At 65.1% G+C, this 16,962-nt stretch carries 12 protein-coding genes and 2 pseudogenes; 12 read left to right on the top strand and 2 right to left on the bottom strand.

The window, feature by feature from the left end:
• Positions 1-2: 2 nt before the first annotated feature.
• Positions 3-1,199: a benzoate/H(+) symporter BenE family transporter gene (locus AT700_RS16935; RefSeq protein WP_003087572.1), complete on the bottom strand. Its 1,197-nt coding sequence runs from the start codon at positions 1,197-1,199 to the stop codon at positions 3-5.
• 230 nt (positions 1,200-1,429) lie between these two features.
• Here AT700_RS16935 and AT700_RS16930 point away from each other — a divergent pair, with 230 nt between their 5' ends.
• On the top strand, positions 1,430-2,065 hold the full coding sequence (locus tag AT700_RS16930; RefSeq protein WP_003097821.1) for a hypothetical protein: 636 nt from the start codon (positions 1,430-1,432) through the stop codon (positions 2,063-2,065).
• A 50-nt stretch (positions 2,066-2,115) separates the two neighbouring features.
• Here the strand turns inward: AT700_RS16930 and AT700_RS16925 are convergent, their stop codons facing one another.
• Entirely contained in the window at positions 2,116-2,592 is a 477-nt protein-coding gene (locus AT700_RS16925; RefSeq protein ID WP_003097819.1) for a MarR family winged helix-turn-helix transcriptional regulator, read from the bottom strand.
• Positions 2,593-2,673: 81 nt separating this feature from the next.
• On the opposite strand from AT700_RS16925, the gene AT700_RS16920 reads away from it, so the two are divergent.
• The 11 genes and pseudogenes from AT700_RS16920 to AT700_RS16875 all read left to right on the top strand — a co-directional run bounded on the left by AT700_RS16920 (position 2,674) and on the right by AT700_RS16875 (position 16,949).
• On the top strand, positions 2,674-3,840 hold the full coding sequence (locus AT700_RS16920) for a PLP-dependent aminotransferase family protein (protein ID WP_003097818.1): 1,167 nt from the start codon (positions 2,674-2,676) through the stop codon (positions 3,838-3,840).
• A 55-nt stretch (positions 3,841-3,895) separates the two neighbouring features.
• Complete coding sequence (locus AT700_RS16915; protein WP_003097816.1) at positions 3,896-4,498, top strand: glutathione S-transferase family protein; 603 nt, start codon at positions 3,896-3,898, stop codon at positions 4,496-4,498.
• Between the two features lie 1,171 nt (positions 4,499-5,669).
• A complete protein-coding gene (gene tssA, locus AT700_RS16910; RefSeq protein WP_025270988.1) occupies positions 5,670-7,226 on the top strand; it encodes a type VI secretion system protein TssA in 1,557 nt (518 codons plus the stop codon).
• A gap of 35 nt (positions 7,227-7,261) precedes the next feature.
• Positions 7,262-7,768, top strand: coding sequence for a type VI secretion system contractile sheath small subunit (gene tssB / locus AT700_RS16905; RefSeq protein ID WP_048521149.1), 507 nt, complete (start codon positions 7,262-7,264; stop codon positions 7,766-7,768).
• A gap of 28 nt (positions 7,769-7,796) precedes the next feature.
• Positions 7,797-9,272 (top strand): type VI secretion system contractile sheath large subunit, encoded by a 1,476-nt coding sequence (gene tssC, locus AT700_RS16900; protein ID WP_003087596.1) that lies wholly within the window; start codon positions 7,797-7,799, stop codon positions 9,270-9,272.
• Positions 9,273-9,284: 12 nt separating this feature from the next.
• A complete protein-coding gene (tssE, locus tag AT700_RS16895) occupies positions 9,285-9,692 on the top strand; it encodes a type VI secretion system baseplate subunit TssE (RefSeq protein WP_003097809.1) in 408 nt (135 codons plus the stop codon).
• A 10-nt stretch (positions 9,693-9,702) separates the two neighbouring features.
• A pseudogene (locus tag AT700_RS30170) lies at positions 9,703-9,870 on the top strand (PAAR domain-containing protein); the annotation flags it as partial.
• A 159-nt stretch (positions 9,871-10,029) separates the two neighbouring features.
• Entirely contained in the window at positions 10,030-11,817 is a 1,788-nt protein-coding gene (gene tssF, locus AT700_RS16890) for a type VI secretion system baseplate subunit TssF (protein WP_009876213.1), read from the top strand.
• Positions 11,781-12,788 (top strand): type VI secretion system baseplate subunit TssG, encoded by a 1,008-nt coding sequence (gene tssG / locus AT700_RS16885; protein WP_003097804.1) that lies wholly within the window; start codon positions 11,781-11,783, stop codon positions 12,786-12,788. The genes tssF and tssG overlap by 37 nt, the downstream gene beginning before the upstream one ends.
• A 6-nt stretch (positions 12,789-12,794) precedes the next feature.
• Positions 12,795-15,428, top strand: a complete 2,634-nt coding sequence (gene tssH, locus AT700_RS16880; RefSeq protein WP_078801522.1) for a type VI secretion system ATPase TssH — start codon at positions 12,795-12,797, stop codon at positions 15,426-15,428.
• Between the two features lie 10 nt (positions 15,429-15,438).
• Positions 15,439-16,949, top strand: a pseudogene (locus AT700_RS16875) (sigma-54 interaction domain-containing protein).
• The last annotated feature ends 13 nt before the right edge of the window (positions 16,950-16,962 follow it).

The following is a 16,962-nucleotide window of genomic DNA, read 5'->3' as shown; positions in this document are numbered from 1 at the left end:
GGTCAGCCGCGCCGCCAGTTGAGCACGAACTGAGTCAGCAGGCCGGCCACCAGGCCCCAGAACGCCGAGCCGATGGACAGCAGGGTGAAGCCGGAGGCGGTGACCATGAAGGTCACCAGCGCGGCCTCGCGCTGGCGCTCGTCGGCCATCGAGTTGGCCAGGCCGTTCATGATCGAGCCGAGCAGGGCGATGGCGGCGATGGACAGTACCAGTGCCTTGGGGAACGCCGCGAACAACGCTGCCAGGGTGGCGCCGAAGGTTCCTGCGACGCAGTTGAAGAAGCCGCACCAGAGCGCCGCGGTATAGCGCTTGTGCGGGTCCTCGTGGGCCGAGGGACCGGTGCAGATCGCCGCGCTGATCGCCGCCAGGTTGATCCCGTGGGAGCCGAACGGTGCCAGCAGGATCGAGGCGATGCCGGTACTCGAGATCAGCGGCGAGGCCGGCACCTGGTAGCCGTCGGCGCGCAGCACGGCGATGCCGGGCATGTTCTGCGAAGCCATGGCGACGATGAACAGCGGGATGCCGATGCTGATGGTGGCGGCCAGGGAGAAGCTCGGCGTGGTCCACTCCGGTACCGCCAGTTCCAGGCGGAACCTGCTGAAGTCCAGTTGGCCCAGTATCCCGGCCAGCAGCACCCCCACCAGTAGCGCAGCGAACACCGCATAGCGCGGCGAGAAGCGTTTGCACAGCAGATAGCTGAAGAACATCGCCAGCACCAGCAGGGTCTGTTGCTCGGCGGCGTTGCAGATCTCGATGCCGATGCGGAACAGCACCCCGGCCAGCAGCGCCGAGGCCAGCGAGGAGGGAACCTGGCGCATCAGGCGTTCGAAGCTGCCGGTGACGCCGCACAGGGTGATCAGGAGGGCGCAGACGATGAAGGCGCCGATCGCCTCGCTGTACGGCACTCCGGGCAGGCTGCTGATCAGCAGCGCCGCGCCGGGGGTGGACCAGGCGATCACGATCGGCACCCGGTAGCGCAGGGTCAGGCCGATGGTCGCCAGGCCCATGCCGATCGACAGGGCCCAGATCCACGAGGAAATCTGCGCGCTGCTGAGACCGGCGTTCTGCCCGGCCTGGAACATCAGTACCAGCGAGCTGGTGTAGCCGGTGAGCATGGCGACGAAGCCGGCCACCACGGCGGCGGGAGAGGAGTCGGCGAACGGACGCAGACGAGGCTGGGGCTGGGTGGTTTCGGTCATGCCGGGTACTTCCATGGAGTGTGCGGGACGACCGGGCACGGCGGTGGGCGGAGCCACGGGGCAGGTTGCGCGAGGCGCGGAGTGCCGATCATCTTTTTCTGTTTTGCGCAGCCTAAACAGCCGGCCAGGGGCTGTCCCGGTACAGCCGCGGACATAGTTGGCCATACAGTCGCAGCTGCCGGAAGCTGGCGGAGCTGGTAACTTCCCGGCATTTGCCGAGGAGCTTCGCCATGGATGCAAACCCCTACGCCACGCCGCGTGTCGAATTGGTCGAGCAGGGCATACCGGATGCTTTCCGCCGGCGCTGGACGCCCGCGCAACTGCGCATCCTCGCCTGGCTCTGCCTGGCCTCGATAGCCGGCGGCGTGGTGCTGATGGTGCTCAGCCTGCTGGAGGCATTCGGCGACGGCGCCGCGTTCAGGGTCTACGCCGACTGGCTGGGCCTGCTCCTCAGCCTGCTCGGCGCCTACCTGCTGCTGCGGCTCAAGCACCTGGTCGAGTCGCGCTTTCGCGGCCCCTCGCTGGCCTGGCCGGTATGGTTGTCGATTCTCCTGACCCTGCTGGGCGAGGGCTGGAGCCTGCTGGCGGTTACCGACGATGCGCTGCAGGGCTGGAACTGGCAGGCGCTGGTGTACTTCGCGCTGCTTGCGCTGATCGGCGCTACCACCCTCTGGCTGGGCCTGCGTCTGCTCAAGCAGGAAAACCTCTATCCGTCGCTGCGGATCATGGCCTGGCTGGACATCGCCGGCGGCGCGATGCTGGCTTCGGTGCTGTTGCTGGTGCTGGCGGTACTGCCGCTGCTGGCCGCCACCGTGGCCATGGCGCTGGCCTGCTGGCGCGCGGCGCGGGAGTTGGAGCGGAGCTAGCGGGCAGCCGGTCGGCTTGTCGAGCGTCCATGCGCCAGGCCCATGGGGCGTCAGTCGGCGGCCTCCGTCGCCGCTTCGCCGCGGCTGCCTGCATGCGCCCGAGCCAGGGTGCGATTGACCGCCAGCCAGCCGGAGACCGCTTCGCCGCCGGCTTCCTCGAAGCAGCGTTGGAGCAGCCGCGACTGCTCGCGACGCAGCGCCTTTTCCAACCGCACGCCCTCGGCGGTGAGGCCGAGGAGGCGTTTGCGCTTGTCGTCGTCGGCGGTGGCGCTGCCGATCAGGTTCATCTCCAGCAACTGGCGCAGCGGGATGTTCAGCGCCTGCTTGGTCACGCCGAGCAGGGCCAGCAGTTCCTTCACGCTGAGGCCCGGATAGCGGGCGATGAAGAACAGCACGCGGTGGTGCACACGTCCCAGGCCGCGGCGGGCGAGCATCTCGTCAGGCTTGGTGGTGAAGGCCTGGTACGCGAAGAAGAAGGCTTCCATCATGGCCTGCTGCTGGACGGCGTGGTTTTTCAGGTCAGGCATATTGACGCTTCCGGGTGCGGCATCGTAGTTTCGGTCAAGCAGTTTGACTCATTTTTCCCCGCCTACGCTACCGGTGATCCCATGGCCTTCTCTGAACGCATCTCCCGCCTGAAAAGCTCCTTGATCCGCGAAATCCTTGCCGCGGCGCAGCGTCCGGAGGTGATGTCGTTCGCCGGCGGGCTGCCGGCCGAGCCGATGCTGCCGAAGGTGCAGTGGGAGCAGATGCCGGCCTCCATGGGCCAGTACGGCATGAGCGAAGGCGAGCCTGCCCTGCGCGAAGCCATCGCCGCCGAAGCGCGTGCCCTCGGCGTCCCCTGCGAGGCGAGCCAGGTGCTGATCGTCAGCGGTTCGCAGCAGACCCTCGACCTGGCCAGCAAGCTGTTCATCGATCCGGGCACCGAGGTGCTGCTCGAGGCGCCGACCTACCTCGCCGCGCTACAGGCCTTCCAATTGTTCGGCGCCGATTGCGTGACCGTGCCGCTGGGTGCCGAGGGCCCCGACCTGGTTGCCCTGCGGCAGCGCCTGGAGCGACACAAGCCGGCCTTCGCCTACCTGATCCCGACTTTCCAGAATCCGTCCGGCGTGCGCTACAGCGAGGAACGCCGCGACGCGGTGGCGGCGCTGCTAGACGAATTCGGCGTGACCCTGATCGAAGACGAACCCTATCGCGAACTGGTGTTCGACGAGGGCCGCGCAACCCCGCTGGTCAGCCGCCTGCGCAAGTCCAGCTGGATCTATACCGGCACGGTGTCGAAGACCCTGCTGCCGGGCCTGCGCGTCGGTTTCCTGATCGCCACCCCGGACCTGTTCCCCCACCTGCTGCGGCTGAAACAGTCGGCCGACCTGCATACCAACCGGGTAGGGCAGTGGCAGGCGCTGCAATGGTTCGGCAGCGAGGCCTACCGCCAGCACCTGGCCGAGCTGCGCGAGTTCTACCGGGTCCGCCGCGACGCCATGCAGGAGGCCCTGCTGGAGCACTTCGGCGAGCTGGCCGAATGGAATATCCCGGAGGGCGGGCTGTTCTTCTGGCTGACCCTCAGGCAGCCGCTGGATACCCGCACCCTGCTCCAGCCGGCGCTGGCCGCCGATGTCGCATTCATGCCCGGCGAACCTTTCTTCGCCGAGCCGGAGCAGAACCTCGGGCGTCTGCGGCTGAACTTCAGCCACGTCGCCCCGGAGCGCCTGCACGAAGGCCTGCGGCGCCTGGCCAAGGTCGTCCGCGACGCCCAGGCCGCCGAAGCGGCCTGAACCCTCATCGGCGCTCCTCCCGGGGCGCCGGCCATCCGATCCGAGGAGCGACACGATGTACAAGGTCTACGGTGATTACCGTTCGGGCAACTGCTACAAGATCAAGCTGGCCATGTCGCTGCTCGGCATCGACTACCAGTGGGTTCCGGTGGACATTCTCAAGGGCGAGACCCAGACCCCGGAGTTCCTGGCGAAGAACCCCAACGGCAAGATACCGGTGCTGGAGCTGGAGGACGGCAGTTGCCTGTGGGAGTCCAACGCCATCCTCAACTTCCTCGCCGACGGCAGCGCCCTGTTGCCCAGCGAACCGCGCCTGCGCACCCAGGTGCTGCAATGGCAATTCTTCGAGCAATACAGCCATGAGCCCTATGTGGCCGTGGCGCGCTTCATCAAGCTCTACCTCGGCCTCCCGGAAGCCCGCCGCGCCGAGTTCGAAGAGAAGAAGATCGGCGGCTACAAGGCCCTCGACGTCATGGAGAAACAGCTGTCGCGCACGCCATTCCTGGTCGGCGAACAGTTCTCCATCGCCGATATCACCCTCTACGCCTACACCCATGTCGCCCATGAAGGCGGCTTCGACCTGACGGCCTACCCGGCGATCCGCGCGTGGATCAAGCGAGTGGGGGAGGTGCCGGGGTATGTGGGGATGCTGGATTGAGGGGAGCTTCGATCAGCGGTTGGCGAGGCAGTGATTTCTGTCATGAGCGGGAGTTTCGGGTAGAGCGAAATTTTTATGCATCGGGCTGGATGCGCGTTTTTCCTGATTATTCGTAGCTCGCTTTCCTGGCGCTGCTGTTGGTACCCGGCGCTGCGCTGGTGGCGGGTCAGTTACTGGCCGTTGAGGTCGATGCCCAGGAGGGCATCGACCGACTGGCCGCGCTAGCCGACCCGACTACTGTCGGGCAGCTTTCTCGCCAGTAGGCGCACAGCACTGTCGAGCGGGTAAGCGGTGCGCAATTCTCTGTCGTCGCCGTACGCGGCCTACCGCATAAGTTGGTCATCGAGGGCTTGGCGATAGGCGCTGCGGCGGTCATCGAATCCTGCTTTCCTGACTGCTCGGGTCGCTATCGATTTCCGCCCAGCCGGTGCGGTACGGGCGTGCCCAGGGTAAACGCAGCGGTGCGTCCCGCCTGCAGTCGGTCACGGCGCAACTTCCTCGCCGGTGGCCATGGGACCGCCCATCTCGATTAATTTCCCTAACAATTCCCGTGCCAGTCTTTCATGGCTCTTTTAATCAATCTCATCCAATGGCTGATTGTTATCCATGTCTCATTCTGAAAAGAAAAATAACAAGTGAATTGAGCAAGAAGTTGCGGAGTGTTGTGCAACTTTTTGCGCAGTAGTGTTCAGGCCAGTATTTTCAAGGGCTGTGGACTGTTATTGGGGATGTTTCTTGGTTTTCATTGTGCAACTTCTTGCACAATCGCTATTACGCTCTAAATCAGCTGTTGGTCCGCTTGGAAGGCCTATGTTTCGAGGCTCTCCGGAGAAATCCATACTGCCTGCCTCATTTTTTATAAATTGTTAACTACCTGTTTTGGTAGGGTTTTCCAAATGGCCATCAATGTCGTTATGATGGCTATAGCCAAGCCGTAAAGGGCATGGACGCAGACGCCTGACGTTTGGCTGAAAATCTTTCATTGATTCGTATCAATGAATAGGAAAATTCCCAAAGAGGGAATGTCCTGTTGCTTGCCAGTTTTTATGTTGTTTTCATGGAAAAGGCAAAGAGCTCTTCAGACTATTGGGATTTTCGTTCGGTTTTTATGCCAACTAGTTGAATTGTTAAGATATTCATTGGCGCACATGGTGTGCATTGAAGGGTTAGGATGACCTATTCGAGCAAGCTCTCCTCGCATTATCTGGAACTCGCGGAACAGCCGATTTCAAAGGATGTCTTTGCGGGTGAGGATGTGCGTTTTTCCAGCGAATACGAGGCGCTGGAAAATGAGGTGGGCAAGGCGCTCTCGCTCCATGAGAACGGCCAGACCGACTGGTTGAAAATCCTGGAAAACAGCGAAGCGCTGCTTCGTGCCCAATCCAAGGACCTGCGTGTTGCAGCCTGGTTGACCTGGGCCCTCTACCAACGGGAATCCTTTCCCGGTTTGCTGGCCGGACTGGGATTGCTGGAACGTCTGTGCAGCCGGCATTGGGTCGAGATCCATCCGCTCAAGGCGCGCACTCGCGCCGCGGCCATTGCCTGGCTGGTGCCCCGGCTGGAGCAGGCGCTGAACGAGAACGTACCGATCAAGGAGCAACTCCCCCTGTTCCGGCGTCTCGCCGAGCACCTGGAAAAACTCGATACCGCGCTGACCGCGCAACTGGGCGACGACGCGCCCTTGTTGCTGCCGATCAGCCGACGCCTTTCGGGCATGCTCCAGCGCGCCGCCGACAACCAGCCCGAACCTGGCGTGGTCGGCGCCGTGGTGGCCCAGGTCAAGCAGGCGGCCAGCCAGTTGCTGGCGCCGGGTGCGCCCATCGACAACGAGCGCGACGCCCACAAGGCCATGCGCGCCCAGCAGGAGGCCGCACGCCCCCTGTGCGCCTGGTGGCTGAAGCAGAAAGCCACCGATCTGCGCGCGCTGCGCCTCAACCGAACGATGCTTTGGCTGCCCATCGAGTCCATGCCCGAGCGCAATGCCGAACAGGTCACCGCGCTAAGGGGAGTGCCGGCGGACAAGCTGAAAAGCTACCAGGAGCGTTTCGCCCAGGGCCTGTACGCCGATCTCCTGGTGGAGCTGGAGGCGAGCCTGGCACGGGCGCCGTTCTGGTTCGACGGCCAGCGCCTGGTCTGGGAGTGCCTGCAAGGGCTCAACGCCGAGCAGGCGATGCGGGAAGTCGAAATGCATTTCGCCTTGCTCCTGCAGCGTCTGCCGGGGCTGGTGGAGCTGCGTTTCCACGATGGCAGCGCATTCGCCGATGCGGCCACCCGCGGCTGGATCAGCGCCCATGTCATGCCCCATCTCCAGAACGACAGTGCGCCGCGCAAGGTCGAGACCGTGGCCCTGCAGGCCGAATGGGACGTCGCCCTGAACGAGGTCCAGCCGGTGTTGCGCAAGGACGGCCTGAAGGCGGCGGTACAGGTGTTGAAGCAGGGCATGAAGCGCGCCCACGGCGGGCGCGCCCGGTTCTTCTGGCAACTGAGCCTCGCGCGACTGTGCTTCCTGGCGAAGAAGTACGAGCTGGCCAAGACCCAGCTGGAGAGCCTCGACCATCAGTTGCACGAATCGGGATTGCACGCCTGGGAGCCCGATCTGGCGCTGGATGTACTGCACCTGCTGCATAGCTGCTGCGAGCTGTTGCCGCAGAACCACGCCGTGCGAGAACGCAAGGAAGACATTTATCGCAGGCTGTGCCACCTCGATCTCGAGGTGGTGCTCGAATAGGGCTTCGCGCCCTCAATTCTCAAGGAGAAAAAGCCATGGCCAAAGAAGGCTCGGTAGCCCCAAAGGAACGCATCAACGTCACCTTCAAGCCCGCCACTGGCGGTGCCCAGGAAGAAATCGAACTGCCGTTGAAGCTACTGGCGATCGGCGATTACGCCCAGCGCACGGATGAGCGCAAGGTGGAGGACCGCAAGCCGATCGGCATCGACAAGATGACCTTCGACGAGGTTCTGGCCAAGCAGGAGCTGGGGCTGACGCTGAGCGTACCCAATCGTCTCCAGGAGGAGGGCGGCAGCGACGAGCTGGCGGTGGGGCTGCAGATCAACTCGATGAAGGACTTCAACCCGGCCAGCATCGTCGAGCAGGTGCCCGAGCTGAAGAAGCTGATGGAGTTGCGCGATGCGTTGGTGGCCCTCAAGGGCCCGCTGGGCAACGCCCCGGCGTTCCGCAAGGCCATCGAAAGCGTACTCGCCGACGACGAGTCCCGTAGCCGTGTGCTGGGCGAGCTGGGGCTGAGCGCCGCCCCCTCCCAGGACGCCTGAGCCACCCCCTAGCCAAGGAAGCAGATACATGAGCACCAGTGCCGCACAGCAAGGCCGGAACCAGAACGGCGAATACAACATTCTCGACAGCATCATCGCCGAGACCCGCCTGAGCCCGGACGACGAGGCCTACGACATCGCCAAGCGCGGCGTCTCCGCCTTCATCGAGGAATTGCTCAAGCCGCAGAACGACGGCGAGCCGGTGAAGAAGGCGATGGTCGACCGGATGATCGCCGAGATCGACGCCAAGCTCAGCACGCAGATGGACGAGATTCTCCATCATCCCGATTTCCAGGCGCTGGAGTCGGCCTGGCGCGGCCTGCAACTGCTGGTCGACCGCACCAACTTCCGCGAGAACATCAAGATCGAGATTCTCAGCGTTTCCAAGCAGGACCTGCTGGACGATTTCGAGGACTCGCCCGAGGTGATGCAGTCCGGCCTGTACAAGCACATCTACACCGCCGAATACGGCCAGTTCGGTGGCCAGCCGGTCGGCGCCATCATCGCCAACTACTACATGTCGCCCAGTTCGCCCGACGTCAAGCTGATGCAATACGTCTCCAGCGTGGCCTGCATGGCCCATGCGCCATTCGTGGCGGCCGCCGGTCCGAAGTTCTTCGGCCTGGAAAGCTTCACCGGCCTGCCGGACCTGAAGGACCTGAAGGATCATTTCGAAGGCCCGCAGTTCGCCAAGTGGCAGAGCTTCCGCCAGTCCGAGGATTCCCGCTACGTGGCGCTGACCGTACCGCGCTTCCTGCTGCGCACGCCCTACGATCCGGAAGAGAATCCGGTCAAGTCGTTCGCCTACAAGGAGACCGTGGCCAACAGCCACGAGCATTACCTGTGGGGCAACACCGCCTATGCCTTCGGCACCAAGCTGACCGACAGCTTCGCCAAGTATCGCTGGTGCCCGAACATCATCGGGCCGCAGAGCGGCGGTGCGGTAGAGGACCTGCCGTTGCACCACTTCGAGAGCATGGGCGAGATCGAGACCAAGATCCCCACCGAGGTGCTGGTGTCCGATCGCCGCGAGTACGAACTGGCCGAGGAAGGCTTCATTTCCCTGACCATGCGCAAGGGCAGCGACAACGCCGCGTTCTTCTCCGCCAGCTCGGTGCAGAAGCCGAAGTTCTTCGGCATCAGCGCCGAAGGCAAGGCCGCGGAGCTGAACTACAAGCTCGGCACCCAGTTGCCGTACATGATGATCGTCAACCGCCTGGCCCATTACCTGAAGGTCCTGCAACGCGAACAGCTGGGGTCGTGGAAGGAGCGTACCGACCTCGAGCTGGAGCTGAACAAGTGGATCCGCCAGTACGTCGCCGACCAGGAAAACCCCAGCGCCGAAGTGCGCGGCCGTCGCCCGCTGCGCGCTGCACAGATCATCGTCAGTGACGTCGAGGGCGAGCCGGGCTGGTACCGCGTCAGCCTGAACGTGCGCCCGCACTTCAAGTACATGGGGGCGGACTTCACCCTGTCGCTGGTCGGCAAGCTGGACAAAGAGTAAGCGGAGCTTTCCATGACCGGATACGGCAGCCTGTTCGAGCGCCTGAACGGCGACGCGGATAAGCGCGTCGGCTGGAGCCGCGAGGTTTCCGCCATGGCGTCGGTGGCTGCCCATCTGGGCAAGATGCTCAGCACCCGGGCGGGCAGCGTGCAGACGCTGTCCGACTACGGGTTGCCCGATCTCAACGACATGCGCCTGAGCCTGCACGACTCCCTGAGCCAGGCCCGCTCGGCCATCGAAGGTTTCATCGAGGCTTACGAACCGCGCTTGAGCGACGTGCGTGTCGTTTCCCTGCCACGCGACAACGACCAGCTCCGCCTGGCCTTCAGCATCGAAGGGTTGCTGGAGGTGGAAGGTTTCAAGCGCCAGGTGAGTTTTTCCGCATGCCTGGATGGCAGCGGCCAGGTGAAGGTCAGCTAAGGAGGTTTCGATGTCCGGCAAACCCGCAGCCCGCGTTTCCGATCCCACCGCTTGTCCGCTCCCCGGGCACGGCAGCAATCCCATCGTCGTCGGTTCCGCCGACGTGTTCTTCGACGGCCTCGCGGCGGCCCGCCAGGGTGACGCCTCGGCCTGGTGCTGTACCGCTTCGATGCCTGGTTCGTCCATGAGGTCTTCTGAGATGGGCGCGAATCGGGTCGATTACGGAAAGACAACGGACACCGTGGGTTTCCGATCTTCAGGCCAGAAATGTCATTGCGGTTTTGGCGGCAGCGGTCAGACGACTGCCATCAGTGAAACGATATCCAGCAGGTAAGCCGTGTCCTTCAATCATTACTACCAGAGCGAACTCACCGCACTGCGCCAGCTGGGGCGCCGTTTCGCCGAGCGTAGCCCGGCCCTGGCCCCGTTTCTCGGGCAGGTCGGACGCGATCCGGATGTCGAGCGCCTGCTCGAGGGCTTTGCCTTCCTGACCGGGCGGTTGCGGCAGAAGCTGGACGACGAGTTGCCGGAACTCAGTCACTCGATGATGCACCTGCTGTGGCCGAACTATATGCGCCCGCTGCCGGCTTTCAGCATTCTCCAGTTCGACCCCCTGACCCGCCCGGGCGGGGCGCTGCGCGTGGAGCGCGATACGCCGGTCGAGAGCCGGCCGGTGGGCGAGGTCGCCTGTCGCTTCCGTACCTGCTACGCCACCGAGGTCCTGCCGCTGGTGCTGGAGGCGCTCAACTATTCGGTGACCGGCGAGGGTGCGCTGCTCGGCCTGCGCCTGGCGATGAACTGCGACGGGCATCTCGGCGAGCTGGGCCTGAGTCGGCTGCGCCTGCACCTGGCCGGCGAGCGCTACATCAGCCAGATGCTCTACCTGTGCCTGCTGCGCAACCTGGAGAGCATCCAGCTGATTCCGCTGGACGCCCATGGGCGGCCGCTGGATGGCGTGGCCGGCAAGCCGATGTCGTTCCGCCTGACGGGCGAGCGGGTGCAGCCGGTGGGGTTCGTCGAAGACGAGGCGTTGATTCCCTATCCGCTGAATACCTTCCGTGGCTATCGCTACCTGCAGGAATACTTCGCGTTCCAGGACAAGTTCCTGTTCGTCGACGTGGATGGCCTTGACCTGCTCGGCGCGCTGCCCGAGGAAACCCTCAAGCAGGTCCGCGGCCTCGAGTTGCGCTTCGATATCCGCAAGAGCGGCATCCAGCGCCTGCACCCGACGCTGGAGAACGTCAAGCTGTACTGTACGCCGGTGGCCAACCTGTTCCGCCACGATGCGCTGCCGATCCGCCTAGACGGCAAGCAGGACGAATACCTGCTGATGCCGGCCGAATACAGCCTGGAGGACTGCGGGGTGTTCTCGGTAGAGGGCGTCACCGGCTGGCGGCCGGGCGGGCTCGGCTACCAGGCCTACGTACCGTTCGAGTCCTTCGAGCACGATCCCAGCTTCGACGTCCCGGAAGCACGGCCCCACTACAGCGTCCGGCAACGGACCTCGTTGCTGCACGATGGCCTGGACACCTACCTGAGCTTCGGCATCCGCCATCCCGAGCAGATCGAGACGCTGTCGGTGGAACTGACCTGCACCAACCAGAACCTGCCCCAACGGCTGCGCCTGGGCGATATCTGCGTCGCCTGCGAAGGCACGCCGGAGTTCCTCGGTTTCCGCAATATCACCCCGGCGACGCCGAGCTACGCGCCGCCGCTGAACCGCGATTTCCTCTGGAAACTGATCAGCAACATGTCGCTCAACTACCTGTCGCTGGCCAACGTCGACGCGCTCAAGGTGATCCTCGAAACCTACGACCTGCCGCGCTACTACGACCAGCATGCGGCGAAGGTCAGCAAGCGCCTGCTGGGCGGGCTCAAGTCGGTCCGCCACGAGCATGTCGACCGCCTGCATCGGGGCCTGCCGCTGCGCGGCTTGCGTACCGAGCTGACGATCGATCCGGAAGGCTACATCGGCGAGGGCGACCTGTTCGTGTTCGCTTCGGTTCTGAACGAATTTTTCGCGCTTTACGCCAGCATCAACTCCTACCACGAGTTGCGGGTGAGGAGCACACAGGGAGACGTGTACCAATGGAAACCGCGCATGGGTTTGCAGCCCCTGCTGTAAGCGCGCTGGCCCGGGGCATTCGCGAGTACTCGCTGTTCCAGGCGGTCCTGCTGGTCATGGATCGCCTGCGCCAGGAACATCCCGGCCTGGGAGACGAGGCGCTCTACGATCAGTTGGAATTCCAGGCCAATCCTAGCCTCGGTTTCCCGGGCAGCGATGTCGATCGGGTGGAGTTCTTCGAAGAGCGCGGCATGCTGCGGGCGCGGCTGCGTTTCAACCTGATCGGCTTGTTCGGTGCCAGTTCGCCGTTGCCGGCGTTCTACAGCGAGCAGGCCCTGGGCGACAGCGAGGAGGGCAATCCTACGCGGAACTTCCTCGATCTCTTCCATCACCGCCTGCATCGGCTGCTGTTGCCGATCTGGCGCAAGTACCGCTACCGGGTGAGCTTCCAGAGCGGCGCGAGCGATGCGTTCTCCGCTCAGTTGTTCGCCCTCGTCGGATTGGGCGGGGAAGAGATCCGCAAGGCCAGGGAACTGAACTGGAAACGCCTGCTACCCTACCTGGGCCTGCTCAGCCTGCGGGCGCACTCGGCGGCCTTGATCGAGTCGGTGCTGCGCTACTACTTCAAGCATGCCGAACTGGTCGCCGAGCAGTGTATCGAACGGCGCGTCGCGATCCTCGAAGAGCAGCGCAACCGGCTCGGCCTGTTCAACAGCCAGCTTGGCGAAGACGCGGTGCTGGGCGAACGGGTCCGCGACCGCAGCGGCAAGTTCCGCATTCATATCCGCCAGCTCGACTGGCAGCGCTTCCACGAGTTCCTGCCGATCGGTCCCGGCTACCAGCCGCTTTGCGCGCTGGTTCGCTTCACCCTGCGCGACCCGCTCGACTACGACATCCGGCTGGTCTTGCGCCACGAGGAAATCCGTGAGTTCCGCATCGGCGCGCAGAACGCCTGCCGCCTTGGCTGGACCAGCTGGCTGGGCCGGGAGCGCGCGGATGGCGTGGTGACGCTGGGCAGCAAGATTCATTAAGGATGGATGAGCATGATCAACGTAGACCTGCAACAACTGATTCAGGCGCTGGATGCCGACACCCGGCGCGACCTCGAAGGCTCGGCCGAGCGCTGCGTAGCCCGTGGCGGCAGCAAGGTACTGGTGGAGGACCTGTTGCTGGGCCTGCTGGAGCGTCCCCAGGGACTGCTGGCGCGCGCCCTGCAGGATGCCGCGGTGGACGCCGGCGAACTCAACGCCGCGTTGCAAGCGCGGGGCGAGCATAGTGCCTCGCGCAATCCGGTGTTCGCGCCCGAGCTGGTGCAGTGGCTGCAGGATGCGCTGTTGCTGGCCAACCTCGAACTGGGCCGTAGCCAGATCGACCAGGCAGCATTGATCCTGGCCCTGCTACGCAACCCGTTGCGCTATGCCGGCAGCCGCTACCAGCCGCTGCTGGCGCGGCTCGACATCGAGCGGTTGAAGGATTTCGCGCTCTCGCAGCCGCTGGAGGGCGCGCTCAGCGGCAAGCCGGGCGGCGGCGAGTCCCTGTTGCAGCGTTTCACCCACAACCTTACCCAGCAGGCGCGCGACGGCAAGCTCGATCCGGTGCTCTGTCGCGACGGGGCTATTCGCCAGATGGTCGACATCCTGGCCCGTCGGCGGAAAAACAACCCCATCGTGGTCGGCGAGGCCGGCGTCGGCAAGACCGCCATCGTCGAAGGCCTGGCCTCGCGGATCGCCGCAGGGGAAGTGCCGCCGGCGCTGAGGGACGTCGAGCTGTTGTCCCTCGACATGGGCCTGTTGCAGGCCGGTGCCAGCGTGAAGGGCGAGTTCGAGCGGCGCCTGAAAGGCGTCATCGACGAAGTGAAGGCAGCGCTCAGGCCGACCATCCTGTTCATCGACGAGGCCCATACGCTGATCGGCGCGGGCGGTCAGGCCGGCGGCTCGGATGCCGCCAACCTGCTAAAGCCGGCCCTGGCACGTGGCGAGTTGCGCACCATCGCGGCGACGACCTGGGCCGAATACAAGAAGTATTTCGAGAAGGACCCGGCGCTGGCCCGGCGCTTCCAGCCCGTGCAGTTGCATGAGCCGAGCGTTGCCGAGGCGGTGACGATCCTGCGTGGCCTGGCCCGGGTTTACGAGGAAAGCCACGGTATCTACCTGCGCGACGACGCGGTGGTGGCCGCCGCCGAACTGTCCGCCCGCTACCTGGCGGGTCGCCAGTTGCCGGACAAGGCCGTCGACGTCCTCGACACCGCCTGTGCGCGGGTGCGCATCAGCCTGGCGGCGGCGCCGGAGAGCCTCGAGCGCCTGCGCGGCGAGCTGGCCGAAGGTGAGCGCCAGCGCCAGGCCCTGCGCCGCGATGCCGAGGCAGGCCTGCCGATCGACCACGATACCCTGCAGGCGCTGGAGGAGCGCCTGGCCCAGGCGGAAAGCGAGCGGCACGTACAGGAGGACCAGTGGAGCCGCCAGCGCGAACTCGCCGAGCGCCTGCTCGCCCTGCGCCAGCAATTGGCCAGGGCCCGCGAGGCGAACCGGGAAGAGCAGGGCGGCGAGGCGGACGCGGAGGCTTTCCCGGCCGACGAGCATGGCGGTGTCGAAGCCCTGGAAAAGGCCCTTCACGAAACCCGCCAGGCGCTCGCCGATGCCCAGGCCCAGGGGCGGCTGGTCAGCTTCGAGGTCTGCCCGCGCCTGGTTGCCGAGGTGATCGGCGCCTGGACCGGCGTACCGGTGGAACAACTGGCGCGGGAACACAACGCCAAGGTGATGGGGTTCGCCGACGACCTGCGGGCGCGGATCCGTGGCCAGGAACAGGCGGTCAGCGCCCTGGACCGCGCGATGCGCGCCACCGCGGCCGGGCTGAACAAGCCCGATGCGCCGGTCGGCGTGTTCCTGCTGGTGGGCCCGAGCGGGGTGGGCAAGACCGAGACCGCGCTGGCGCTGGCCGACCTGCTGTATGGCGGCGAGCGTTTCATCACCACCATCAACATGTCCGAGTTCCAGGAGAAGCACACCGTCTCGCGCCTGATCGGCGCGCCGCCCGGCTATGTCGGCTATGGCGAGGGTGGCATGCTCACCGAGGCAGTACGCCAGAAGCCCTATTCGGTGATATTGCTGGACGAGGTGGAGAAGGCCGATCCGGACGTGCTCAACCTGTTCTACCAGATCTTCGACAAGGGCGTAGCCAACGATGGTGAAGGGCGCGAGATCGATTTCCGCAATACCTTGATCTTGATGACCTCCAACCTCGCCAGCGAGCACATCGCCGCGCTTTGCCAGGACGGCGCGCGGCCTTCCGCCGAACTCCTGGAGGAAACCATCCGGCCGGCGCTCAGCCGGCATTTCAAGCCGGCGCTGCTGGCGCGCATGCGCGTGGTGCCTTACTACCCGGTGGGCGGCCCGGTACTGCGCGAGCTGATCGAGATCAAGCTGGAACGCCTCGGCGAGCGTCTGGCCCGCCGTCAACTGGCTTTCGACTACAGCCAGGCGCTGGTGGACCACCTGGCCGAGCGTTGCACCCAGAGCGACAGCGGCGCACGGTTGATCGACCACCTGCTGGACACGCACCTGCTGCCGCTGGTGGCCGACCGTTTGCTGGAAGCGATGGCGCGCGACGAGCGTCTCGAGCGGGTCCATGCGACGCTGGGCGAGCACGGCCGCGTGCTCTGCGAGTTCGCCTGAGGTGGGTGCGATGTTCAGCCGCGTACCGCAACCCCTGGCCTTCGCCGAAGCCCTGCTCGCTCAGTTCGGCGCGCTGTCGCGGGAAACCGACATCGCGGCCCTGCTGGGCGGTTTCGCACGCGCAGTCGGCGAACTCAGCGGCTGCGAGCTGAGCCAGCTGTATCTGCTCGACCAGACCCATACCGCGCTCACCCTCAACGCCGAATACCGGGACGGCCTGTTGCAGGCGCTGGAGCCGTCGAGCCTGCCGGCGGACTACACCGGCGAGCAGTTGCTGCAGTTCGCCCTGTGCCAGAACCGCGTGGTCAGTCTCGTCGACCTGCCGTCGCGGCTGCACGAGACCGGCTTCCTGCCGGCAGGGGAGCAGCCCTGGCTGTCCCTGCTCTGCGTTCCGCTGGTGAGCCCGGAGAAAACGGTCGAGGGCATGGTGGTCTGCGCCACCCGGCGCCCACTGGACCTGCAGGGATTCGCCCATCCACTGGGCCAGTTGGGCTCGTTCGTGCTGGCCCAGTTGCATCTGCTGCAACGCCTCTCGCAACCCTCCGGCGAGCCGCAGGGACCGTCCAGCGCGCCGGTGGTCAGCGGCTACGGGCTGATCGGCAGGAGCGCGGCGATGCGTGAGACCTGCCGCCTGATCAGCAAGGTCCTGCACAACCCCTATACCGTGTTGCTGCAGGGCGAGACCGGTACCGGCAAGGAGGTGGTCGCACGGGCGATCCACGAGTACGGCCCGCGGCGAGCACAGGCGTTCGTGGTGCAGAACTGCGCGGCGTTTCCGGAAAACCTGCTGGAAAGCGAGCTGTTCGGCTACCGCAAGGGCGCCTTTACCGGTGCCGAGCGCGATCGTCCCGGGTTGTTCGATGCCGCGGATGGCGGAACCCTGCTGCTCGACGAAATCGGCGACATGCCCCTGTCGCTCCAGGCCAAGCTGTTGCGCGTGTTGCAGGAAGGCGAGATTCGCCCGCTCGGCGGCAACGACACGCACAAGGTCGATGTACGCATCATCGCCGCTACCCACCGTGACCTCGCCCTGCTGGTCCGCGATGGCAAGTTCCGCGAAGACCTCTACTACCGGCTGGCGCAGTTTCCCATCGAGTTGCCGCCGTTGCGCCAGCGCGAGGGCGACGCCCTCGAACTGGCCCGGCATTTCGCCGAACGCGCCTGCGTGTTCCTGCGCCGCGCGCCGCTGGGCTGGTCCGCGGAAGCGCTGGAACTGCTCGACGGCTATGGCTTTCCCGGCAACGTTCGGGAGCTGAAGGGACTGGTGGAATGCGCGGTACTGCTCTGCGAAGGCGAGGTGCTGCTGGCCGAACACTTTTCCCTGCGCGCGCCCCGGAAGCGGAGGCGCCGCTCAAGCTGCGCGAGCATCTGGAGCAGATCGAACGGGACCTGCTGCTCGCCTGCCTGCGCAGGAACGCTGGCAACCAGACCCTCGCCGCGCGCGAACTGGGTCTGCCGCGACGAACCCTGATCTATCGCATGGGACGCCTGAACATTCATTTCGGCGATCCCCGGACCTGAAGCCCATGATCGA

Origin of the sequence: Pseudomonas aeruginosa (genome assembly GCF_001457615.1) — a bacterium.
GTDB lineage: Bacteria > Pseudomonadota > Gammaproteobacteria > Pseudomonadales > Pseudomonadaceae > Pseudomonas > Pseudomonas aeruginosa.
Note: the sequence above shows the minus strand (reverse complement) of the source record. Positions and strands in the feature narration are given on the sequence as shown.